Source organism: Streptomyces sp. NPDC051243, from assembly GCF_044455405.1.
In the GTDB taxonomy this organism is placed as follows: Bacteria; Actinomycetota; Actinomycetes; order Streptomycetales; family Streptomycetaceae; genus Streptomyces.
Genome location: NZ_JBITES010000001.1, coordinates 328,769 through 350,073, shown reverse-complemented (window position 1 = coordinate 350,073; position 21,305 = coordinate 328,769). Strand labels below are relative to the sequence as shown.

The 21,305-nt window shown below is 72.8% G+C and carries 19 protein-coding genes; 16 read left to right on the top strand and 3 right to left on the bottom strand.

The genetic code is table 11. From position 1 onward, the window contains the following. Positions 1–241: 241 nt before the first annotated feature. Complete coding sequence (locus ACIBAG_RS01575) at positions 242–1,609, bottom strand: alpha-lytic protease prodomain-containing protein (protein WP_399099709.1); 1,368 nt, start codon at positions 1,607–1,609, stop codon at positions 242–244. 306 nt (positions 1,610–1,915) lie between these two features. Here ACIBAG_RS01575 and ACIBAG_RS01570 point away from each other — a divergent pair, with 306 nt between their 5' ends. The 7 genes from ACIBAG_RS01570 (at position 1,916) to ACIBAG_RS01540 (ending at position 8,642) form a co-directional block, all read left to right on the top strand. Further along, entirely contained in the window at positions 1,916–2,365 is a 450-nt protein-coding gene (locus ACIBAG_RS01570) for a Fur family transcriptional regulator (RefSeq protein WP_399099707.1), read from the top strand. Positions 2,366–2,389: 24 nt separating this feature from the next. Further along, entirely contained in the window at positions 2,390–4,606 is a 2,217-nt protein-coding gene (gene katG / locus ACIBAG_RS01565) for a catalase/peroxidase HPI (protein WP_399099705.1), read from the top strand. A gap of 254 nt (positions 4,607–4,860) precedes the next feature. Next, positions 4,861–5,967 (top strand): NAD(P)/FAD-dependent oxidoreductase, encoded by a 1,107-nt coding sequence (locus ACIBAG_RS01560; protein WP_399099703.1) that lies wholly within the window; start codon positions 4,861–4,863, stop codon positions 5,965–5,967. 272 nt (positions 5,968–6,239) lie between these two features. Then, positions 6,240–6,929, top strand: a complete 690-nt coding sequence (locus ACIBAG_RS01555) for a hypothetical protein (RefSeq protein ID WP_399099701.1) — start codon at positions 6,240–6,242, stop codon at positions 6,927–6,929. Next, positions 6,926–7,213: a BON domain-containing protein gene (locus tag ACIBAG_RS01550; RefSeq protein ID WP_399099699.1), complete on the top strand. Its 288-nt coding sequence runs from the start codon at positions 6,926–6,928 to the stop codon at positions 7,211–7,213. Before ACIBAG_RS01555 ends, ACIBAG_RS01550 begins: the two co-directional genes overlap by 4 nt. Further along, positions 7,210–7,977, top strand: a complete 768-nt coding sequence (locus ACIBAG_RS01545) for a metallophosphoesterase (RefSeq protein ID WP_399099697.1) — start codon at positions 7,210–7,212, stop codon at positions 7,975–7,977. The genes ACIBAG_RS01550 and ACIBAG_RS01545 overlap by 4 nt, the downstream gene beginning before the upstream one ends. Before the next feature lie 137 nt (positions 7,978–8,114). Next, the gene (locus ACIBAG_RS01540; protein ID WP_399099695.1) at positions 8,115–8,642 is read left to right on the top strand and encodes a hypothetical protein; all 528 of its coding nucleotides are present in this window, start codon (positions 8,115–8,117) and stop codon (positions 8,640–8,642) included. A 500-nt stretch (positions 8,643–9,142) separates the two neighbouring features. Here ACIBAG_RS01540 and ACIBAG_RS01535 read toward each other — a convergent pair whose 3' ends face one another. After that, positions 9,143–10,405 carry an MFS transporter gene (locus ACIBAG_RS01535; RefSeq protein WP_399099693.1) on the bottom strand — a complete coding sequence of 421 codons (1,263 nt, stop codon included), beginning with the start codon at positions 10,403–10,405 and terminating at the stop codon, positions 9,143–9,145. Positions 10,406–10,774: 369 nt separating this feature from the next. Further along, on the bottom strand, positions 10,775–11,338 hold the full coding sequence (locus ACIBAG_RS01530) for a hemerythrin domain-containing protein (protein WP_399099691.1): 564 nt from the start codon (positions 11,336–11,338) through the stop codon (positions 10,775–10,777). Between the two features lie 358 nt (positions 11,339–11,696). Between ACIBAG_RS01530 and ACIBAG_RS01525 the strand changes: the two genes are divergently transcribed. The 9 genes from ACIBAG_RS01525 to rfaE2 are packed head-to-tail and all read left to right on the top strand — an operon-like array spanning position 11,697 to position 21,295. Then, entirely contained in the window at positions 11,697–12,683 is a 987-nt protein-coding gene (locus tag ACIBAG_RS01525) for an NAD-dependent epimerase/dehydratase family protein (RefSeq protein ID WP_399099689.1), read from the top strand. Between the two features lie 42 nt (positions 12,684–12,725). Continuing rightward, positions 12,726–14,360 (top strand): carbamoyltransferase, encoded by a 1,635-nt coding sequence (locus ACIBAG_RS01520; protein WP_399099687.1) that lies wholly within the window; start codon positions 12,726–12,728, stop codon positions 14,358–14,360. After that, the gene (locus ACIBAG_RS01515) at positions 14,357–15,352 is read left to right on the top strand and encodes a glycosyltransferase family 2 protein (protein ID WP_399099684.1); all 996 of its coding nucleotides are present in this window, start codon (positions 14,357–14,359) and stop codon (positions 15,350–15,352) included. Before ACIBAG_RS01520 ends, ACIBAG_RS01515 begins: the two co-directional genes overlap by 4 nt. Next, the gene (locus tag ACIBAG_RS01510) at positions 15,349–15,933 is read left to right on the top strand and encodes a D-glycero-alpha-D-manno-heptose-1,7-bisphosphate 7-phosphatase (protein ID WP_399099682.1); all 585 of its coding nucleotides are present in this window, start codon (positions 15,349–15,351) and stop codon (positions 15,931–15,933) included. The genes ACIBAG_RS01515 and ACIBAG_RS01510 overlap by 4 nt, the downstream gene beginning before the upstream one ends. After that, a complete protein-coding gene (locus ACIBAG_RS01505; protein WP_399099680.1) occupies positions 15,930–16,937 on the top strand; it encodes a glycosyltransferase family 9 protein in 1,008 nt (335 codons plus the stop codon). The genes ACIBAG_RS01510 and ACIBAG_RS01505 overlap by 4 nt, the downstream gene beginning before the upstream one ends. Continuing rightward, entirely contained in the window at positions 16,934–17,896 is a 963-nt protein-coding gene (locus ACIBAG_RS01500; RefSeq protein WP_399099677.1) for a glycosyltransferase, read from the top strand. The genes ACIBAG_RS01505 and ACIBAG_RS01500 overlap by 4 nt, the downstream gene beginning before the upstream one ends. Next, entirely contained in the window at positions 17,893–19,128 is a 1,236-nt protein-coding gene (locus tag ACIBAG_RS01495) for a glycosyltransferase (protein ID WP_399099675.1), read from the top strand. The genes ACIBAG_RS01500 and ACIBAG_RS01495 overlap by 4 nt, the downstream gene beginning before the upstream one ends. After that, positions 19,125–19,805, top strand: coding sequence for an SIS domain-containing protein (locus ACIBAG_RS01490; protein ID WP_399099673.1), 681 nt, complete (start codon positions 19,125–19,127; stop codon positions 19,803–19,805). Before ACIBAG_RS01495 ends, ACIBAG_RS01490 begins: the two co-directional genes overlap by 4 nt. Then, positions 19,802–21,295 carry a D-glycero-beta-D-manno-heptose 1-phosphate adenylyltransferase gene (gene rfaE2, locus ACIBAG_RS01485; RefSeq protein ID WP_399099671.1) on the top strand — a complete coding sequence of 498 codons (1,494 nt, stop codon included), beginning with the start codon at positions 19,802–19,804 and terminating at the stop codon, positions 21,293–21,295. Before ACIBAG_RS01490 ends, rfaE2 begins: the two co-directional genes overlap by 4 nt. The last annotated feature ends 10 nt before the right edge of the window (positions 21,296–21,305 follow it).

The following is a 21,305-nucleotide window of genomic DNA, read 5'->3' as shown; positions in this document are numbered from 1 at the left end:
CCAAGCTCTCGACTTCGCTCGGGCAGGGGGGACCCCCATCGCGTCGACTCCCTCCTCCGCCTTGCAGCTGCACGCACCAGACCCCGCTCGGGTCGGCTGAAGGGCGCAGCACCTCACAGCCGGCCTGATCCAAACGACCGGGCCCAGGGCCCGTCCTGCGAAGACGGGCCGGGTCCTGGCGGACGGTGCGGGAGCGGACGGTGCGGGAGCCGGCCCCCGCACCGCCATGGCCGTACGACTCCTACAACCGCTGCCACAGGGCCGGGGTGGCGACCGGCGACCAGCCGCGCTGGGCCTGGTGGGACTGCAGGCACTGGTACCGCACACCCGCGTGGGTCACGGTGGCGCCGGCCTCGTAGACGCGGCCCGCGGTCCAGGTGTCGACGGCGTTGTCCTCCGGAGCCGGGGTTCCGGGCTCGGTGGGCGCGGTCTTCAGGACGAGGTCGAAGTCGCTGAGGATCGGGTTGATCGGCTGGTAGAAGGTGGTGCCGCCGCTCGTGCAGTTGCCCGAGCCGCCGGAGGTCACACCCTGCGCCTGGGTGCCGGAGAGGTAGGGGCCGCCGGAGTCACCCGGTTCGGCGCACACCGTGGTCTCGGTGACGCCGTCGACGGTGCCCTCGGCGTAGCTGACACTCGTGTCGTGCTGCGAGATGGTGCCGCAGTGCCAGCCCGTGGTGGAGCCGGAGCGGCAGATCGACGCCCCGACGAGCGCCTGGACCGAGCCGGTGACCTGTGTGCGCTGGCCGCCCGCGCCCTTCACGTCGGCCGTCGCGGTCCAGTCGCTGGTGACGGCGATCCAGGACATGTCCTTGAGGGGGAACGTCGACCCCTGGAACGTGCCCTGCTCCGCCATGTTGTGGCCGGCCGTCGAGTCGCCGCGCTCGCCGCAGTGGCCCGCCGAGGCGAAGCCCTCCTGGTCGCCCTTGGTGACGGAGAATCCGACGGAGCAGCGGGCGGAGCTCTCGATGTAGTAGGCGTCGCCGCCGACCACGTCCGCCAGCAGCCGCGGCCGGGCCGCCGAGACGCGGATGCCCACTCCCTCGTCCTCGAGGCCGGCGGCTTCGATGAAGGCGGTGGCGGCCGACCGCTTGGTCGCCTGTACGACGACCCGGTTGGCCGGTACGTCCGCGTACCAGACCGGTGTGTCCCGGGTTTTGACCTTGCGGGCGGCCGCGTCGAGCTTGTTCTTCACCGACTGGAGCTCGGTCAACGGCCGCTTGACGACAGCCGCCTTGGCGCCCTGGGCCTCGATGGCGGACACGTCGGCGGCGTGAGTGGTGGCGACGGTGAGCTCGGCGGAGGTCGCCCCGCGTACCCAGGCCCCCGCGAAGTGCGTGCCGAGGGCGTTGCGCAGGCGGCCCGCACGGGCGCCCGCCTCCGCCTCGTTGACCAGCCGTTCCGCGGCCTGACCCGGCTTCAGTTTCAGATCACGCTCCATGGCACGCAGCACCGCCGCCGGCGGCCGGTCGGCCCCGAGGGTCTGCGCGGCCGTGGACGCGGGCGCCGGCGGCGGTGCTGCCGTGGCTGCCGAGGCGGCCCCGGTGAGGACGAGGGTGCCGAGAGCGGTCAGGGCGACGCGGCGGCCGGCCGCGGTGTGTCTGCCGAGCATGCGATGTACCTCCATCGAGTACGAGTGGGATGTCGGCCACGTCGAGGCCTTGACGGAAAGGCATGTCGCGATGCGGGGAGAGGTGCTTTTTCGCGCTTTGGGGGACGTCGGGGGTGCGGCCATGTGCGCTAGCGGACGGAAAAGGGGAGGTCCCGTGCGCCTTATGCCTGAAATGAGCCTTCCGGTTGCCCTCGCCCTGGTTGTCCCGCCCTGTCGGCGGGTGATCGAGTCGGCGACCGGCGGGCCACCAGACTTTCATCATTCGTTTTCTTGAATCATTCGTGTTTAGCGAGGTAGGTTGTCGCCATGACCGCATCCCAGACACCGACCCCCGCCGAGGAGCTGCGCGGTGCCGGCCTGCGGGTGACCGCCGCGCGTGTCGCGCTGCTGGAGGCCGTCCGATCCGGTGACCACCTCGGCGTCGAGGCCATCGCCTCCGGGGTGCGTGATCGCGTAGGTCATGTCTCCCTGCAAGCCGTGTACGAGGGCCTCCACGCGCTCACCGCGGCGGGGCTCATACGCCGTATCGAGCCGGCCGGCAGCCCGGCCCGGTTCGAGGGGCGTGTCGGCGACAACCACCACCACGTCGTGTGCCGGTCGTGCGGTGTCGTCGCCGATGTCGACTGCGAGGTCGGCGAGGCGCCGTGCCTGACCGCGTCCGACGACCACGGCTTCTCGATCGACGAGGCCGAGGTCATCTACTGGGGCCTGTGCCCCGAATGTTCCACCGCCAGCAGTGCACCCCGAGCACTGTGATCCACCTAGTTCGGAAGGTTTCCCATGGCTGAGAACCCCGATGCGATCGTCACTGACGCGAAGGCTGAGGGCACCGGTGGCTGCCCCGTCGCACACGGTCGCGCCGCGCACCCCACGCAGGGCGGCGGCAACCGTCAGTGGTGGCCGGAGCGGCTCAACCTGAAGATCCTGGCGAAGGACCCCGTCGTCGCGAACCCGCTCGGCGAGGAGTTCGACTACGCCGAGGCGTTCCAGGCCCTCGACCTCGCGGCCGTGAAACGGGACATCGCCGAGGTGCTCACCACCTCGCAGGACTGGTGGCCCGCCGACTTCGGCAACTACGGCCCGCTGATGATCCGTATGGCCTGGCACAGCGCCGGCACCTACCGCATCAGCGACGGCCGCGGCGGTGGCGGCCGCGGTCAGCAGCGCTTCGCGCCGCTGAACAGCTGGCCGGACAACGGCAACCTCGACAAGGCCCGCCGTCTGCTGTGGCCGGTGAAGAAGAAGTACGGCCAGTCCATCTCCTGGGCCGACCTCATGATCCTCACGGGTAACGTCGCCCTGGAGCAGATGGGCTTCGAGACCTTCGGCTTCGGCGGCGGCCGCGCCGACGTCTGGGAGGCCGACGAGGACGTCTACTGGGGCCCCGAGACCACCTGGCTCGACGACCAGCGCTACAGCGGCGACCGTGAGCTGGAGAACCCGCTCGGCGCCGTCCAGATGGGCCTCATCTACGTCAACCCCGAGGGCCCGAACGGCAACCCGGACCCGCTGGCCGCGGCCCGCGACATCCGCGAGACCTTCCGCCGCATGGCGATGGACGACGAGGAGACCGTCGCCCTCATCGCCGGTGGTCACACCTTCGGCAAGACCCACGGCGCCGGCCCGGCCGACCACGTCGGCAACGACCCCGAGGCCGCCTCCATGGAGGAGCAGGGCCTGGGCTGGAAGTCCACGTTCGGCACCGGCAAGGGCGGCGACGCCATCACCTCCGGTCTCGAGGTCACCTGGACCACCAAGCCCACCCAGTGGAGCAACGACTTCTTCGAGATCCTCTTCGGCTACGAGTGGGAGCTCACCGAGTCCCCGGCCGGCGCCAAGCAGTGGGTGGCCAAGGACTCCGAGGAGATCATCCCGGACGCGCACGACCCGTCGAAGAAGCGCCGTCCGACCATGCTCACCACCGACCTCTCGCTGCGCTTCGACCCGATCTACGGTGAGATCTCGCGTCGCTTCCTGGAGAACCCCGACCAGTTCGCGGACGCCTTCGCCCGCGCCTGGTACAAGCTGACGCACCGTGACATGGGCCCGAAGTCCCTGTACCTCGGCCCGGAAGTCCCGCAGGAGACGCTGCTGTGGCAGGACCCGCTGCCGCAGGCCGAGGGCGAGGCCATCGACGCCGCCGACGTCACGGCCCTCAAGGCCAAGCTCCTCGACTCGGGCCTGACCGTCTCGCAGCTGGTCAGCACCGCGTGGGCGTCGGCCTCGTCGTTCCGCTCCAGCGACAAGCGCGGCGGTGCCAACGGCGCCCGTATCCGCCTGGAGCCGCAGCGCAACTGGGAGGCCAACGACCCCGACCAGCTCGCGCTGGTGCTGCGCACCCTCGAGGGCATCCAGCAGGAGTTCAACGCCGCCGGTGCCAAGAAGGTCTCCCTGGCCGACCTGATCGTCCTCGGTGGCTCGGCTGCTGTGGAGAAGGCCGCCAAGGACGCCGGTCACGACATCGAGGTGCCGTTCGCCCCGGGCCGTGTCGACGCGACCGAGGAGCACACCGACGCGGAGTCCTTCGCCGCGCTGGAGCCGGTCGCCGACGGGTTCCGCAACTACCTGGGCAAGGGCAACCGCCTGCCGGCCGAGTACCTGCTGATCGACAAGGCCAACCTGCTCGCCCTGAGCGCGCCCGAGATGACGGTCCTGGTCGGTGGCCTGCGTGTCCTCGGCGCGAACAGCAACGGGTCCAAGCACGGCGTCTTCACCGAGACCCCGGGCAAGCTGACCAACGACTTCTTCGTCAACCTGCTCGACCTGGGCACGACCTGGAAGTCCACCTCCGAGGACCAGACCACGTTCGAGGGCCGTGACGCCTCCGGTGCGGTCAAGTGGACCGGCACCCGTGCCGACCTCGTCTTCGGCTCGAACTCCGAGCTGCGCGCGCTCGCGGAGGTCTACGCGAGCGACGACGCGAAGGCGAAGTTCGTGAGCGACTTCGTCGCCGCGTGGGTCAAGGTCATGAACGCGGACCGCTTCGACCTCGTCTGAGTCCGACCGATCCGCACCCGACGTCCAGGCGGGCCCGCACGGGCCGGCCTGGACGTCGGCGTTCGTACCGCCACCTCGGCGGTCGGCCGATGTGCGCCACCTCAGACGGCCCACCTTTCACAGAACGTGCACACCGCCTCGGCAAGCTCTTTAAGTTTCAAACGCTACGCTCCCCGACAGGGGAGTGGCCAACGGCGGCCCACCCGCCGCCGCGCCCGCTCCTTCTTCCCCCACCAGCGCACAGGAGACCCGGCGTGCTCGACGGCGACGTACTGATCATCGGCGGCGGTTACGCCGGCGTCCGACTGGCCAAGCGACTGGACGCGACGGCGCGCGTCACGCTGGTGGACCGCAAGGACGTCTTCTTCCACCGCATCGCCTCGCTGCGCGCGGGAGTTCGGCCCGACTGGTCGTTCACCCCCTTCATCCCGTACGACCGGCTGCTGACCAACGGCCGTGTGGTCGTCGGCAAGGCGGTCCGCATCGACACCGCCGAGCGCCAGGTGGCGCTGGCGACGGGGGAGCGGCTGCCGTACGACGTGCTGGTGATCGCCACCGGCGCCGACTACCCCGAACCGGCCCGCTTCTCCGGCACCACCGCCGAGGAGGCGGCGAAGTCCTTCGCCACGCACCAGCAGCAGATCGCCGGCGCCGAGCACATCCTGGTCGTCGGCGGCGGGCCCTCCGGCGTCGAACTCAGCGCCGAGATCCGCCTGGCCCGGCCGGACGCCCGGGTCACCCTCGCCCACTCCGGCCCGGAACTGCTGCACTCCACGGGCAGCACCCGCGCCGGACGCAAGGCGCGAACCTGGCTCGAGTCCCACGACGTGGCGGTGCGGCTGGACGCCTTCATGTCCCCCGGCTTCGAGTTCGGCACCTATCGCGACGCCCAGGGCAACATCATCGAGGCCGACCAGTCCTTCTGGGCGACCGGCACCACGCCCAACACGCTCTGGCTACGGCTGGCGGGGCACGGCGACTGGCTGAACCCGACGGGCCATGTGAAGGTCGACCAGGCGCTGCGCGTCCAGGGATGGCTGGACGTGTTCGCCGTGGGCGATGTGAACGACGCCACCGAGATCAAGATCACCCCGGCCGCCCTCGCCCAGGCGGACCTGGCCGCGCACAACATCCGCGCCTATCTGAACAGCGCCGGCAAGCACCGCAAGGAGCCCCGCTTCTACCGGCCGATCCACCGCACCCCGATCATCGTGCCGTTCGGCCCGGCCGACGGAGTGACGCTGCTGCCCGTGCCGGGCGGCGAGACGGCGGTCCTCGGCAGCCGCACCACGACGCTGGCCAAGGCGAAGACGCTCATGACGCCGTTCATGAGACGCCAACTCGGCTACACCGCGGCCTGAGCGGACGTACGGGCAACGAGCCCGGCCCGGCGACGCCCCGCCGTCTGTCCACCGACGATTGTGCCGCGTCCGAAGCGCGCCTGTGGAGGCGCGTCGTATCCAGGGCACGGCGTACTGAAACCGGGCGTGTCGGGTCGTGGATCGAAACCGGGCGGGTCGGTCATGGCGTGCCGTATCGAAACCGGGCCGGTCGGGTACTCGGGGGTTTTCCGAGTCCGCACGGGCCCTGGCCGGGGCCCGCGCCGGGCGGCCGGACGGCGAACGGAGTCGGCATGACGCGCAACCGGGAGCGTGTGACGCCCGCTCGGCAACCCGGGTCTCCCGATCTGCGCCCGGTCGCGGAGGCACCGCCGTCGGTGCGGGAATCGCAGCCGCTGAACAACCAGGAACTGCCCCGTGATCGCAGCCAGGCGATTCTCGAAGCGGCGAAACAGGTGGGCGCGCTGCTGAAACGCAAGGGGCACAGCTTCGCCCTGGCCGGCAGCGTCGCCGTGTACGCACACGGCGGGAGCGGTCATCTGCAGCACGACGCGGACTTCTGCGTACGCCGCTCCGACGCCGAAGCAGTGGCGGCCACCCTGGCCGAGGCGGGTCTGACGGTGCGCATCCCGCCGGAGGACTGGCTGATGAAGACCACCTGCCTCGGGCAGGACGTGGACTTCCTCTTCGAGCTGGCGCACCGGCCGGTCACCACGGACCTGCTGGCCCGGGCGCAGGACGTCCCGGTCGACTCGGTGCACATGCCGGTCCTGCCGCCGACGGAACTCATGCGGGGCCTGATCGAGGCATTCTCCGAGCACTACTGCGACTTCGGGCCGGCCCTCGCCACCGCCCGCGCCCTGCGCGAGAAGGTCGACTGGGAGGACCTGCGCCGCTCCTGCGGGGACGAGCCGATGCCCGCCGCGTTCTTCTTCCTCCTCGAACGCCTCAACGTCATCGCCCCCCGGGAGGAGCCCCGATGAGCGAATACGCCGCCAGGCCCGCGCCCGGCGCCGGTGGAGCGGGGAACCTTGACTACCGCGTGGCCCATCTCGCCGAGCACCTTGCCGCCGGGGACCTCGGCGAGCTGGGGGTACGGATCGAGATCCGCGGCGCGGCGGTCCTGCTGACCGGCACCGTCCCGTCCGAGCAGTCTCGTGACGACGTCCTGCGCATGGCCCGCGAAGAGCTGCCGGGCACCCCGGTCCATTGCGACATCGTGGTCGCGGACACCGCCGCGCCCGATCACGCCGAGGAGGTCGAATGATCCGGATAGCGGCCGTCGGGGACATTCACATGGGGCCCGAGAGCAAGGGCCTGCTCCGTCCCTCGTTCGAGACCCTGCCCGACTGCGCCGACGTCCTGCTGCTCGCCGGGGACCTCACCAGGCACGGCACGCCGGAGGAGGCGCGGGTGGTCGCGCGTGAGATCGAGGGCCTGGCGGTCCCCGTCGTCGCGGTCCTGGGCAACCATGATCACCACGCCGACTGCCCCGACGAGGTCAGCGCCGTGCTCCGGGACGCGGGAGCGCAGGTACTGGAAGGGCAGGCGACCGTGGTGGGCAACGACCACGCGCGCATCGGCGTGGCCGGTACGAAGGGCTTCGGCGGCGGGTTCGTGGGGCGCTGTGCCGGTGAGTTCGGCGAGCCGGTCATGAAGGAGTTCGTCAGGTACTCGCGTCGGCGCGCCGACACCCTGCTGGCCTCCCTGCGGGAACTGGCGGGGCAGGACTGTGACGTACGCATCGCCCTCACCCACTTCTCCCCGGTGCCGGACACACTGGCCGGTGAGCCGCCCGAGATCTACCCCTTCCTCGGCAGTTACCTGCTGGCCGAGGCGATCGACACGGCGGGCGCCGACCTCGCGGTGCACGGGCACGCGCACCTGGGCACGGAGCACGGCATGACCAGCGGCGGTGTGAAGGTGCGCAACGTCGCACAGCCGGTCATCGGGCGGGCGTTCCACGTCTACCATCTCGCGCGGCCCGGGCGGGTGAAGTCCGTCGACGCCGAGGACCGCTCCCGGGGCTGAGGCGTCGCCTCGCAGTGTGGGGGAGGCCACGCCGCCCATGGGGGAACAGGCGTGTTCGCCGGGCGGGGCGTCGGGCTACCGTTTGATGAATCCCGTTCATCTGAGGGATCCCCTCCCGTACCCCGGACGGCTCGGCAGTGCTCGCAGATCTCTCCCCGCTCATCGCGGCGACCACCCAGTGGCTGACACGTTCCTACCCCGCGTCCGGCGGCGCGCTGGCCGCCGCCCTGGGCGAGGTGCAGGCCCGGCAGGCCGTCACCGTCGCGGCATGGCTGCGCTACCCGACGTCGACGGACGCCGCGCTCGTCGGCATGGCCGGCCCCGGCGGCTCGGCCGGTCTGGACTGGATCACCGGCGCGGACGCGACGGCACACGACGCGGAGGACGACTTCGCCTGGCGGACCTGGGTCGACGAGGTCGTGGCCAGCTGGGCGGCGTGCCTGCTCACCGACGGCGAGCTGGCCCGGCTGGCGGTCGCCGCGATCGCCGACGGCGGCCACACGAGCGGTGTGCCGGTGGAGTTCCGGCGCCTGGTGTCCCCCGACACCCGCGACCGCCAGGCCGCGGCCCTGCTGCGCCACCCCGACCTCCTGGCCCCCGTGGCGGCCCTGCACCGCCCGGCGCTCCACGAGCGCCTCGGTCCGGGGCAGGCGCTCATCGCCTGAGCGTCCCGGGGGCGCCCACGGTACGGATCCCCCGGCTGCTGCTGGGCGGGGTGCCGGGTGCGGCGGCCGTATGGCTTGTGTCTGAGTGTTTCGGGGGCGCCCACGGTAGGGGTCCCCTGGCTGCTGCTGGGTGGGGTGCCGGGTGCGGCGGCCGTATGGCTCGTGTCTGAGCGTCCCGGCGTGATCACGGACGGATCCCCCGGCCGTTGCTGCCCGGCGTGCCGCGAGCAGCGCCCGCCCGGCTCGTGCCCACGACTGGCCTGCGAGCCCCCGGCCCACCTTGCTCGCGGCCATGTGCCCCGAGCGACCTCCCGACGAACGGACCGGGGCGGAGAGACTCGCCCGCGCCCTGCCCGTCGTCGCCGAGGGCGTTGGCGCGCAGGGCGCGGGCGCCGTGCAGAGCGCGCCGGCCCGAGGGCGTCGCCGCGCTGCTCGCCGGCACTCAGCATGTGAAGCGCGGCCCCACGTCGCGCCTTCCGTCGCGCGCCCGTGCCGAGCGGTCAGGCGGCCGTGCCGAGCGCTTCGCGTTCGGTGACGTCCCCGTCCTTGGTCGGCAGGGTCACCGGCGTGGGCACCCGGCGGGTCCGCAGGACGAGGCCCGTTCCGATCGTGACCGCGATGATCAGCCCACCCGTCACCAGGGCGCCGCGGGCCCCGGCCAGCTCCATGAGGAGGCCGAGTGCCGGCGGGCCGCCCAGACCCCAGACCGTGCCGATGCTGCTCCACACGCCGAGCACGCGTCCCCGCAGGTGGGCGGGCGGGTCGGTCTGGAGTACGGCGGTTCCGGCGGTGTCGGAGACGGACTCCACGACGGCCATCGGCAGGACCATGACGAGCAGTACCGCGAGCGACGGGGACAGCCCCGCCGCCACCTGCAGCAGACCGCCCGCGGCCGCCAGCGTGCCCACGAGCCGGACGGAGGGCCGACGCAGCCGGGCGCCGAGGACCGCGCCCAGGATGCCGCCGACGGCGAGAACCGTGGAGACGGTGCCGAAGGCGCCCGCGCCGCCCGCGAGCGGTCCGGTGACGAGCACGGCCAGGGTGAGGCCGTAGTTGCGGCCGAAGACCGAGCTGAGCCCGGTGACCGCGGCGAGCGCGACCAGGCGGGGCCGGCGTGCGAAGAAGAGCAGGCCCTGGCGCACGGTCATGTCGGGATCCGCCTTGCCGCGCTCGCGGCCGGGAGCCGCGCGCAGCCGCGTGGCGTGGCGGACCGCGCCGGGCGCCGGGCGCAGGAACGGGATGACCGAGGCCACGAAGAGGAACGACAGGCCGTTCGCCGCGTACGCGGCGGCCGTGCCGAGGAAGCCGACCGTCACACCGGCCAGTGCGGTGCCCACGAGCCGGCCCGCGTTGTGCACCAGCGCGCCGACGCCGATGGCCGAGGGGACGTCCTCCACCGGAACCAGATCGTTGCCGAGCAGGGCGCACGCCGGTCCGTCGACGGTGGCGATCATGCCGGTCACGGCGGCCAGCACCATCAGGGAGGTCATGTCCAGCTGGTCCAGCGCCACCAGCACGGCCGTGGTGAAGGCGACCGCACCGAGCAGCGCCTGACTGACGGCGGCCGTCAGCTTCAGGGGCCAGCGGTCCACGGCCGTGCCGCCCAGCAGGCTCATGAACAGCGCGGGCGCGGCCTGGACCGACATCGACAGACCCGTCGCCACCGCGGAGCCGGTGATCTGGAGGACGAGCAGGTTCTGCACCGTCAGCTGCATCCACGTACCGGCGTTCGACAGGAAGTTGGCGACGGACCACCACCGCATGCTGCGGTACCGCAGCGACCGCCAGGGCGAGCGGGACGCGCCCTTGGACGGGACGGAAGCGGTTTTCGGCGCAGACGGGGGCAGGGCAGGGGTGGTGGAAGACACAGTGCGGTACCCGACAAACCAGGAGGAGTCAGCGGAGTGACCGGGGAACCGGGATCACCGGCTGCGTTGCGCGGCGGGTTCCACCGAGTCGGTCACGGCGCGGACCATCGTTACAGACGAGACCCCCGAGTCGACGACGCCTGCCCTGCGCCGCATCGCCGCTCGGGGGTCAACTGCCCGGGAAACTCCCGTATTTGGTTGATCGAGTGTGGTTGCTCACAGCCCTCGGGCGGCCGGGCCGCACGGCCGTCCGCCCGGGTGGGGTCAGTGCTTCTTGCCGCGTCCCGTCAGCGCGTCGCGCATGCGGTCCACCATGCCGACACCCGGCGCCAGCAGCTTGTTGGCCGGCGGCTTGTCCGGGGCGGACGGGTGCGGGCGGGTCGGCGCCATCTTCTTCGCCTGACGCACCTTGTCGCCCAGCTCGTCGAGGGTGCTCGCGGGACATGCCGCGCGCAGCCTGGGGAAGAGGTTCTCCTCCTCGTCGGCGATGTGCGAGCGGATCTCGTTCATCAGCGTGTCGATGAGCCGGTCGAACTCGGGATCATCGGCGTCGCACCCTTCCAGGTCCTTCATGATCTGCTCGGCCTTGGAGTGATCGTCGATCTCCTTGTCGGCCAGGGCGTCCCCACCCGCGACGTGCTCGCGCACGGCCGGGTACAGATAGGCCTCCTCGGCGACCGAGTGCCGGACCAGCTCGATCGTGACCTGGTCGGCGTACACCTTGCGGTCCTTGTCGCCAGACGGGAGCCCCGCGATCCGGCCGAAGAGCTGCTCGACCTCGCGGTGATCGGTCACCAGCTCGTCGATGACGTTCCCACCATGACCCATGTCCTTCACCTCCACCGTCAACGGCGGTCCGGGCGGATCCGCCGCGGCTCCGAGTGCCCTCGGTCGGCGTGCTCACACGGGGAGTCGCGACTGTCTGCGAACCGTCGCATAGTGGGAATCAACGTGTGAAAACAACTGGCACGGGAACTACTGTCAGGGCGTCGCCGGAACCGGCGGCCCGCCAGAGCGGCCCCGCCGCTCAGCGCACGTCAGCGACATGTTCTTTCACTCTCGTTCATAGCTCCGGGAAACCTCGCCGAAGCTTTCCGCAGCTCTCAGAAACCCTCGTGTGCCGCGCCGTACGCGCGTGCCGGGCGCCGACCGCCTGACGCCTCCGTGCGCGGACGAAGGAAGTCCCATGAACGCACTCTCGTCATGTACATGGCAACGCGCTCTGGTGACAGGCGGCGCCGGCTTCCTCGGCAGTCATCTGTGCGAGCGCCTGCTGGATTCAGACGTCGAAGTCGACTGCGCCGACAACCTGTCCTCCGGGTCGCGCGCCAACATCGCGCAGCTCGAAGGGCGGCGCGGCTTCCGGTTCGTCGAGTGCGACGTCTCGGCGCCCGACGCCCCGCAGCGGCTGCCGGGCCCGTACGACCTGGTCCTGCACTTCGCGTGCCCCGCGTCACCGGTCGACTACCTACGGCTGCCTCTGGAGACGCTCGACGTGGGCAGCCTGGGCACCCGCAACGTACTGGCCGTGGCCGAGCGTGACGGAGCCCGCTTCCTGCTCGCCTCGACGTCCGAGGTCTACGGCGACCCCCTGTGCCATCCGCAGCGGGAGGACTACTGGGGCAACGTTAATCCGGTCGGCCCGCGCAGTGTGTACGACGAGTCCAAGCGCTTCGCCGAGGCGCTGGTCACCGCTCATGTGCGGGAGCGGGACGCGAACGCGGGCATCGTCCGCCTGTTCAACACCTACGGCCCGCGCATGCGGGCACACGACGGACGCGCCGTGCCCACCTTCGTCAGCCAGGCACTGGCCGGCGAACCGCTGACGGTGGCGGGGGACGGCCGTCAGACGCGGTCCCTGTGCTATGTCGACGACACGGTCGACGGTGTCCTGCTGGTCGCGGCGAGCCACTCGGTCCGCCCCGTCAACATCGGCGGCAGCGACGAGGTCACGGTCCGCGAGATCGCCCAGCGCGTGGTCGAACTGACCGGATCCTCCTCCCGCATCGTGTACGTCGACCGCCCCACCGACGACCCGCAGCGCCGCCGCCCCGACACCGGCCTGGCGCGCGAACTGCTCGGCTGGACACCGCGCGTGCCCTGGGAGGAGGGCATCAAGCAGACCATCGCCTACTTCGCCACGGCGCAGTCCGCGGCCGATCCGGCGCCCTAGGCGAGACAGCCCCCCTTCCCCTACGCCGCACGGAGGCAACGCATGCGCGTCCTGGGAATCAACGCCCTCTTCCACGACCCCGCCGCAGCGCTCGTGGTGGACGGAAGGATCGTGGCAGCGGCGGAGGAGGAACGCTTCAGCCGACGCAAGCACGGCAAGCGCCCCGTCCCCTTCTCCGCCTGGGAACTGCCCGAACTGTCCGCCCGATGGTGCCTGGACCGGGCGGGCCTGACCCCGTCCGACCTGGACGCGGTCGCCTACTCGTACGATCCCCGACTGGCCCGTCCCGCCGAGCAGTTGGGTCTGTACGACCCCTGGGACCACCTGCGTCAGGAATACGCTCGCCGCGCCCCCGAGTTCCTCGCCGAGGCGCTGCCCGGACTCGACCCGGACAAGGTCCGCTTCGTCGCCCACCATGTCGCGCACGCCGCCTCCGCCGGGCAGGCCGCCCCGTACCCCGACAGCGCCGTGCTGGTGCTGGACGGCCGCGGCGAGTGCGGCTCCCACCTCGCCGGCCGCTACGCGAACCGCGAACTCACCGTGCTGGGCTCCCAGTCGCTCCCCGATTCGATGGGCCTGTTCTACGAGGACCTCACCCAGCACCTCGGATTCCTGCGCAGCAGCGACGAGTTCAAGGTGATGGCGCTGGCCTCCTACGGCAAGCCCCGCTTCCTCGGCCAACTGCGCCAGTACGTCCACCTGGACGACCAAGGCGGATTCCGGGCCCGCCCCGTCCCCTGGGGGACGATCGTCCCCTCGCGTCTGCCGGGCGGCGCCTGGACGCAGGACCACGCCGACATCGCCGCCAGCGCGCAGGCGTGCCTGGAGGAGGTCCTGCTCGGCCTCGCCCGGTGGCTGCACGACCGTACCGGTGAGGACGTGCTGACGTTCGCCGGCGGTGTGGCGCTCAACTGCGTGGCCAACACCCGGATCCACCGCGAGACGCCCTTCCGCCGCGTGTGGGTACAGCCCGCCGCCGGAGACGCCGGCACCGCGCTCGGCGCCGCGCTCCATGTCGCGAACCAGAAGGAAGCCGTGGAGGCCATGCCGACCGCCGCACTCGGCCGCGGCTGGAGCGACGAGGAACTGCGTGCCTGGCTGGAGCGCGCGGCCGTGCCCTACGAGGAGCCCGACGACATCGCCGAGACCGTCGCCGCCGAACTCGCCGGGGACGGCATCGTGGCCTGGTTCCAGGGCCGCAGCGAGTACGGGCCCCGGGCCCTCGGCCACCGCTCACTGCTCGCCCACCCCGGACGCGCCGACAACCTGGAACGCCTCAACGCCGTGAAGGGCCGCGAGGAGTTCCGCCCCGTCGCGCCCATGGTGCTGGCCGAACGGGCCGCCGACCTCTTCGACGGGCCGCTGCCCAGCCCCTACATGCTCTTCGTGCACGACGTCGCCGAGGAGTGGCGCGACCGCATCCCGGCCGTGGTCCACGTGGACGGCACGGCCCGCATCCAGACCGTGGACCGGCAGGACGAACCCCTCGTCGCGCGCATGATCGACGGATTCGAGCGCCTCACCGGACTGCCCGTCGTGGTCAACACCAGCCTCAACACCGCCGGACGGCCCATGGTCGACGATCCCCGCGACGCCCTGGAGTGCTTCGGCTCCGCGCCCGTGGACCTGCTCGCCCTCGGACCGTTCGCGATCCGGCGGAAGAAGGTGTTCGCATGACCGACGCGCCCGCCTACTCCGTCGTCATCCCGACGATCGGCCGGCCCTGCCTCGCCGACTGCCTGCGCGCGCTCGCCGCGGCCACCGGCCACCCGCCCGACGAGGTGGTCGTGGTCGACGACCGCCCCGATCCGACCGGCGAACTGCCCCTGGAGGCGGCCGGTGAACTACGGGCACGGCTGCGCACCCTGCGCACCGGAGGACGCGGCCCGGCGGCCGCCCGCAACGCCGGCTGGCGCACGGTGCGCACGCCCTGGACCGTCTTCCTCGACGACGACGTCCAGGTGCTGCCCGACTGGTCACACCGCCTGACCGACGACCTCCGTGCGGCCGGCGCCTCCACGGGCGGCATCCAGGGACGCCTGCGCGTCCCCCTGCCCGAGGACCGTCGGCCCACCGACTGGGAACGCGGCACGGCCGGCCTGGAACACGCTGCCTGGGCCACGGCGGACATGGCCTACCGGACCGCGGCACTGGTGGACGTGCAGGGCTTCGACGAGCGCTTCGGCCGGGCCTTCCGCGAGGACGCCGACCTGGCGCTGCGCGTGCGCGAGGCCGGGTGGTCGCTGCACCGGGGAGGGCGTACGACCCTCCACCCGGTGCGGGAGGCCGACCGCTGGGTGTCCGTGCGGGCCCAGCGCGGCAACGCGGACGACGCCCTGATGACCCGGCTGCACGGCCCCGACTGGTGGACACGCGCCCAGGCACCTCGCGGCCGGCTGCCCCGGCACGCTGTCGTGACGTCCATGGCGCTCACGGCACCCGCCCTCGCGCTGGCCGGCCGGCCACGCGCGGCCGGTGTCGCCGGAGCCCTGTGGGCCCTCGGCACGGCGGAGTTCGCCCTGGCCCGCATCCGGCCCGGACCGCGCACCCCACGCGAGATCACCACGATGGTCGCCACCAGCGTGGTCATCCCGCCGCTCGCGATACGCCACTGGCTCGACGGCCTGATCCGCCACCGCCGGGCGACGGCCCTCAGGAGCACGCCGTGACCCCGCGGACCGGTCGGCACACACCGGTCGCCGCCGTCCTGTTCGACCGCGACGGCACCCTCGTCGAGGACGTCCCCTACAACGGCGACCCCGCCCTCGTCCGCCCACTGCCCGGCGCCCGGCGGGCAGTGGAACTGCTGCGCGGTGCCGGTGTCGCGACCGGCGTGGTCAGCAACCAGTCCGGCATCGGCCGCGGACTGCTCACGGAAACCGACGTCCGCCGCGTCAACGACCGAGCGAACACCCTGCTCGGCGGACTGAACACCTGGGTCTACTGCCCGCACACGCCCGAGGCGGACTGCCCCTGCCGCAAACCCCGGCCTGGACTGGTCATCGAAGCCGCACGACGCCTCGGCGTGCCCCCTTCGGAGTGCGTGGTGATCGGCGACATCGCCTCCGACATCCAGGCCGCGCACGCCGCGGGCGCCCGGGGCGTGCTCGTGCCGAACGCGGCCACTCTGCCGGGCGAGGTCGAGTCCGCGCCGAGCACGGCCCCCGATCTGCTCACGGCGGTGCGGCGGATCCTCGCCGAGACGCGGGGTGATCGTCCGTTGGCCGAGACCCGGGGTGATCGCCCGTGAAGGCACTGGTCGTACGCCTCGACAGCTTCGGCGACGTGCTGCTCGCCGGACCCGCGGTCCGGGCCGTGGCGGCGCACTCCTCCCACGTGACGATGCTGTGCGGACCCCGTGGCGAGCCCGCCGCGCGACTCCTGCCCTGCATCGACGACGTGATCGTGTGGGAGGCGCCGTGGGAGGGCTTCGACCCGCCCACCGTCCAGGAGGCCGACACCGACGGTCTCGTACGGCGCCTGAGGGACGAGGCGTTCGACACCGCGCTCGTGCTCACCTCCTTCCACCAAAGCCCGCTGCCCACCGCCCTGTTGCTGCGCCTGGCCGGCGTGCCGCGCATCGGCGCCGACAGCGTGGACCACCCCGGCCGCCTCCTCGACGTACGGCACCGGCGGCTGCCCGGCCGCCACGAGGTCGAGGCCGCCCTGGACACCGCGGCCGCCATGGGCTTCCTGCCGCCCCCCGGGGACGACGGCCGGCTGCGCGTGCTGCCGCCGCCCGACACCATCGCGCTGACAGGCAACGGCCCCTACGTCGTGCTCCACCCGGGCGCCAGCGCCGCCGCCCGGGCCTGGAGCCCCGAACGCTGCGCCGAGACGGTCGAGTTGCTCGCCGACGCGGGACACCGGGTTGTCGTCACGGGAGGTCCCGACGAGACCGAGCTCACCCGGCAGGTCAGCGGCGGCACCGCCGTCGACCTCGGCGGCCGGACCGAACCGCGCACACTCGCCGGAATCCTGCGCACCGCCGACGCCTTGGTGTGCGGCAACACCGGCCCCGCCCATCTCGCCGCCGCCGTCGGCACACCGGTCGTGTCCCTGTTCGCGCCCGTGGTCCCGGCGGAGCGCTGGGCGCCGTACGGCGTACCCGGCGTGCTCCTCGGCGACCAGCACGCGCCCTGCGCGGACACCAGGGCCCGGCACTGTCCCGTACCCGGCCATCCGTGCCTCGACGAGGTCACGGCCCATGACGTCGTGGCCGCGGTGCACAAACTCCTGGGGGAGTCCACATGAACATCCTTGTCTGGCATGTGCACGGTTCCTGGCTGACATCGTTCGTCCAGGGCGCGTACACCTTCCTTGTTCCCGTGACACCCGACCGCGGCCCCGACGGACTGGGGCGGGCCAGAACCTGGCAGTGGCCGTCCACCGTCAAGGAGTTGAGCCCCGCCGAGCTGCGCGAGGCCGACATCGACCTGATGGTGCTGCAACGGCCGCACGAACTCGAACTGGCCCGGCGGTGGACCGGCCGCCGCCCCGGCATCGACGTACCGGCCGTGTACGTCGAGCACAACAGCCCGCACGAGACGCCCGTCGACACCCGTCACCCGCTGGCCGGCCGGTCCGACATCACCCTCGTGCACGTCACCCACTTCAACCGGCTGATGTGGGACAACGGCCGCGCCCCGACCACCGTGATCGAGCACGGCATCATCGACCCCGGACACCTGTGGACCGGCGAGGAACCGCGCGCCGCGGTCGTCGTCAACGAGCCCGTACGGCGCGGCCGTACGACAGGAACCGACCTGCTGCCCGCGTTCGCCCGCGCGGTGCCGCTGGACGTCTTCGGCATGCGCACCGAAGGCCTCGCCGACCACGTCGGACTGCCGCCGGACCGCCTGCGCAGCCGCGATCTGCCGCAGAGCAGGCTGCACCCGGCGATGGCGCGCTGCCGCATGTACCTCCACCCCATCCGGTGGACGTCGCTCGGACTGTCCCTGCTGGAGGCGATGTTCCTCGGGATGCCCGTCGTGGCACTGGACACCACCGAGGTGCGCGAGGCCGTTCCGGAAGGAGCCGGAGTGGTGTCCAACCGGCTCGAGGTACTGCAGGACGCCATGCGCGGATTCCTCGCGGATCCCGTCGACGCCCGGCTGACAGGGGAGGCCGCCAGGGCCGCGGCACAGGCCCGCTACGGAGAGCGGCGCTTCCGGGACGACTGGGAGCGCCTGATCAAGGAGGTCACCCGATGAGCACCAGCCACCCCTCGGCCGGCCTTGTCGCCATGGTCTCCGAGCACGCCAGTCCGCTGGCCGCGCTCGGCGGGCCGGACGCGGGCGGACAGAACGTCTACGTGGCGCAACTCGCCGGGCGACTGGTCCGCCGGGGCCACGAGGTCATCGTGTACACGCGCCGTGACGACCCCCGGCTGCCGGAACGGGTCACCACACCCGACGGATTCCAGGTCGTCCATGTGCCCGCAGGACCGGCGGCACCGATACCGAAGGACGAACTCCCGCCCTACATGCCGGAGTTCGGCGACTTCCTGGCCCGCGAATGGGCGGCGGAGCCACCCGACGTGGTGCACGCCCACTTCTGGATGTCCGGCTGGGCGGCCCTGGCCGGGGCGCGCGGCCTCGGCGTGCCCGTCGTGCAGACCTACCACGCGCTCGGCACCGTCAAGAGGCGCTACCAGGGCGCCGCCGACACCAGCCCGCGCGACCGCACAGCGATCGAGACCGTCGTCGGCCGCGAGTGCAGCCGCATCATCGCCACCTGCAAGGACGAGGTGGCCGAACTCGAGGCCATGGGCCTGTCACGGCGGCACATCTCCGTCGTGCCCTGCGGTGTGGACCCCGACCGGTTCGCCCCGGTCGCCGGGCCCCGCAGGCCACGGTCCGCGCCCCGGCGGCTGCTCGCCGTCGGCCGGCTCGTCCCCCGCAAGGGCTTCGACCGCGCCATCCGCGCCCTGGCCGACGTCCCCGACGCCGAACTCCTCATCGCCGGCGGACCCGAGGCCGCCCTGCTCCTCGCCGAACCCGAGGCCGAGCGGCTGCGCACCATCGCCGACGAGTGCGGTGTCGCCGACCGGGTGACGCTGCTGGGCGGGGTGAGCCGCGAGCAGATGCCGGGGCTGATGTCCAGCGCCGACCTCGTGCTGTCCCTGCCCCGCTACGAGCCGTTCGGCATCGTTCCGGTCGAGGCCATGGCCTGCTGCGCGCCCGTCCTCGCCACGGCCGTCGGCGGGCAGCTCGACACCGTCGTGGACGGCGTCACCGGCGTCCTGGTCCCGGCCGACGACGACCACGACATCAGCGGCACCGTCCGTCGCCTCCTGGACGACCCGGAGCTGCTCGCCCGCTACGGCGCCCAAGGGCGTCGCCGTGTCCTGGCCCGCTACACCTGGGACCGCGTGGCCGAAGGCGTCACCCGCGCCTACAGCGCCGTCTCCAACGTCCCCTCGCTCTCGGGAGCCCTCCGATGAAACTCGCCACCGACGTCACGCACTGCGACGACCTGATGAAGGCACTCGAAGGATTCCGCGGCTACGCCGGGCCCGTGGTCCAGCGCTGGGGCAGCGACCTCGCCGCCCGTCTCGGCACGGGCTCCCGGCTCCTCGTCGCGGGCAACGGCGGCAGCGCGGCACAGGCCCAGCACCTCACCGCCGAACTGGTCGGCCGCTACCGGGACGACCGCCCGCCGTTCTCCGCGCTCGCGCTGCACGCCGACACCTCGTCCACCACCGCGATCGCCAACGACTACGGCGTCCAGGAGATCTTCGCCCGGCAGGTCGCGGCGCACGGGCGTGCCGGGGACGTCCTCGCGCTGCTGTCCACCAGCGGCGCCAGCGCCAACCTGCTCGTCGCGGCGAGCGAGGCCCACCGACTCGGCATGACCGTGCTGGCGTTCACCGGCCCCGCGCCCAACCCGCTGGCGGGCGCCGCCGACGAGGCCCTGTGCGTCGAGGCCGCGACCTCCGCGACAGTGCAGGAACTGCACCTCGTGGCCGTCCACATGCTCTGCGAGGCCTTCGACCAGGCGGTCGAACGCCGGGCGGCATGGGAGCGGCGGCACCCGACCCACGAACGGGCCGACACGACGGAGCGACGCCACCGGCCCCAGGAGCGCTGGGCGTTCCTCACGGAGGAGGGGAGCGCATGACCGCCCAGGCTGCGCTCCTGGTCGTCGGCGACGCCCTGCTCGACCGCGACGTCTGCGGCCGGGTCGAACGGCTGGCCCCCGACGCGCCCGTACCGGTGGTCAGCGGTCCCCGGCGCAGCACCCGCGCCGGTGGTGCGGCGCTGGCCGCCTGGCTCGCCGCGGCCGACGGCCGGCCGGTCACCCTGGTCACCGCGCTGGGCGACGACCCGGACAGCGCGACCCTGCGCAGGCTCCTGTCCGGCCGGGTCGACCTGGTGGAACTCCCGCTCACCGGAGCCCTGTCCAGCAAGACCCGGGTCCTCGCGGACGGCCGCCCCCTGCTGCGCCTGGACGACGGCGAGGGAAGAGCCCGGGAGGGAACGCGGGCGGCGGCCCGGGCGATCGCCGAGGCCACCGCCGTGCTCGTCGCCGACTACGGGCGGGGCACCGCCGAGGTGCTGCGCGAAGAGCTGGCAGCCGCCGCGACGCGGGTACCCGTCGCCTGGGATCCGCATCCCCGTGGCCGGCCACCGGTACCCGGGGTCCGGCTGGCGACGCCCTCCGCCGCCGAAGCGCACGCCTTCGCGGGCCCCGCCGCCGATGCCGAGGAGGCCGAGCACAGCAGCGAGCTGCACAGGGCGGCGCAGGACGCCGGCCGGCTCGTCCGCGCGTGGCGGGCGGCCTCCGTGGCGGTGACGCTCGGCGGGCGCGGGGCGCTGCTGTCACACGGCGCGACACCCCTGCTGGTGCCGACGCCGGTCACGGCCGACGGCGATGCGTGCGGGGCCGGGGACCGGTTCGCGGCGACCGCCGCCGGGCTCCTGGCCGACGGCGAACTCGTCGAGACGGCCGTGCGGGAGGCCGTCCACGCGGCCACCCGCTATGTCGCCGAAGGCGGCGCCCGGTCCCTGGCCATGGACGACCACGCGGCGGCCGAACCGGCGGGGCCGCCGGCCGACGCCCAGCCGACCTCACCGACCGGCCCGCCCTCCCACGCCGAACCCACCGACGACGCCTTGCGCACCGCCGCCCGGGTGCGGGCCGCGGGCGGGACCGTGGTGGCCGCCGGCGGCTGCTTCGACCTGCTGCACGCCGGCCATGTGGCCCTGCTGCAGGCGGCCCGGCGCACCGGCGACTGCCTGGTGGTGTGCGTCAACTCCGACGCGTCAGTGCGCCGGCGCAAAGGCGACGGCCGACCTCTGGTGCCGGAGGCGGACCGGATCCGCGTGCTGCGCGCACTGGAGTGCGTCGACGCGGTCGCCGTGTTCGACGAGGACACCCCGGAACGGCTTCTCGGTGAGCTGCGCCCGCACATCTGGGCCAAGGGCGGCGACTACGCCCTGGCCGGCCTGCCGGAGGCGCCGCTCGTGGAGAGCTGGGGCGGCCAGGTCGTCCTCTTCCCCTACCTCGACGGCCGCTCCACCACGGGCATCGCCGAGCGAGCGGCCCTGGCCCCCCGGACGGCGGACGCACGGCCGAAGGTCGCAGGAGGCGGACGGAGGCCGCGGTGACCGACTTCCG

Coding starts and splice junctions, on each gene's coding strand:
- ACIBAG_RS01575 (WP_399099709.1), bottom strand. CDS start 1,609: ATGCTCGGCAGACACACCGCGGCCGGCCGCCGCGTCGCCCTGACCGCT.
- ACIBAG_RS01525 (WP_399099689.1), top strand. CDS start 11,697: ATGAACGCACTCTCGTCATGTACATGGCAACGCGCTCTGGTGACAGGC.
- ACIBAG_RS01535 (WP_399099693.1), bottom strand. CDS start 10,405: ATGCGGTGGTGGTCCGTCGCCAACTTCCTGTCGAACGCCGGTACGTGG.
- ACIBAG_RS01490 (WP_399099673.1), top strand. CDS start 19,125: ATGAAACTCGCCACCGACGTCACGCACTGCGACGACCTGATGAAGGCA.
- ACIBAG_RS01545 (WP_399099697.1), top strand. CDS start 7,210: ATGATCCGGATAGCGGCCGTCGGGGACATTCACATGGGGCCCGAGAGC.
- ACIBAG_RS01515 (WP_399099684.1), top strand. CDS start 14,357: ATGACCGACGCGCCCGCCTACTCCGTCGTCATCCCGACGATCGGCCGG.
- ACIBAG_RS01495 (WP_399099675.1), top strand. CDS start 17,893: ATGAGCACCAGCCACCCCTCGGCCGGCCTTGTCGCCATGGTCTCCGAG.
- ACIBAG_RS01500 (WP_399099677.1), top strand. CDS start 16,934: ATGAACATCCTTGTCTGGCATGTGCACGGTTCCTGGCTGACATCGTTC.
- ACIBAG_RS01520 (WP_399099687.1), top strand. CDS start 12,726: ATGCGCGTCCTGGGAATCAACGCCCTCTTCCACGACCCCGCCGCAGCG.
- katG (WP_399099705.1), top strand. CDS start 2,390: ATGGCTGAGAACCCCGATGCGATCGTCACTGACGCGAAGGCTGAGGGC.
- rfaE2 (WP_399099671.1), top strand. CDS start 19,802: ATGACCGCCCAGGCTGCGCTCCTGGTCGTCGGCGACGCCCTGCTCGAC.
- ACIBAG_RS01555 (WP_399099701.1), top strand. CDS start 6,240: ATGACGCGCAACCGGGAGCGTGTGACGCCCGCTCGGCAACCCGGGTCT.
- ACIBAG_RS01530 (WP_399099691.1), bottom strand. CDS start 11,338: ATGGGTCATGGTGGGAACGTCATCGACGAGCTGGTGACCGATCACCGC.
- ACIBAG_RS01570 (WP_399099707.1), top strand. CDS start 1,916: ATGACCGCATCCCAGACACCGACCCCCGCCGAGGAGCTGCGCGGTGCC.
- ACIBAG_RS01550 (WP_399099699.1), top strand. CDS start 6,926: ATGAGCGAATACGCCGCCAGGCCCGCGCCCGGCGCCGGTGGAGCGGGG.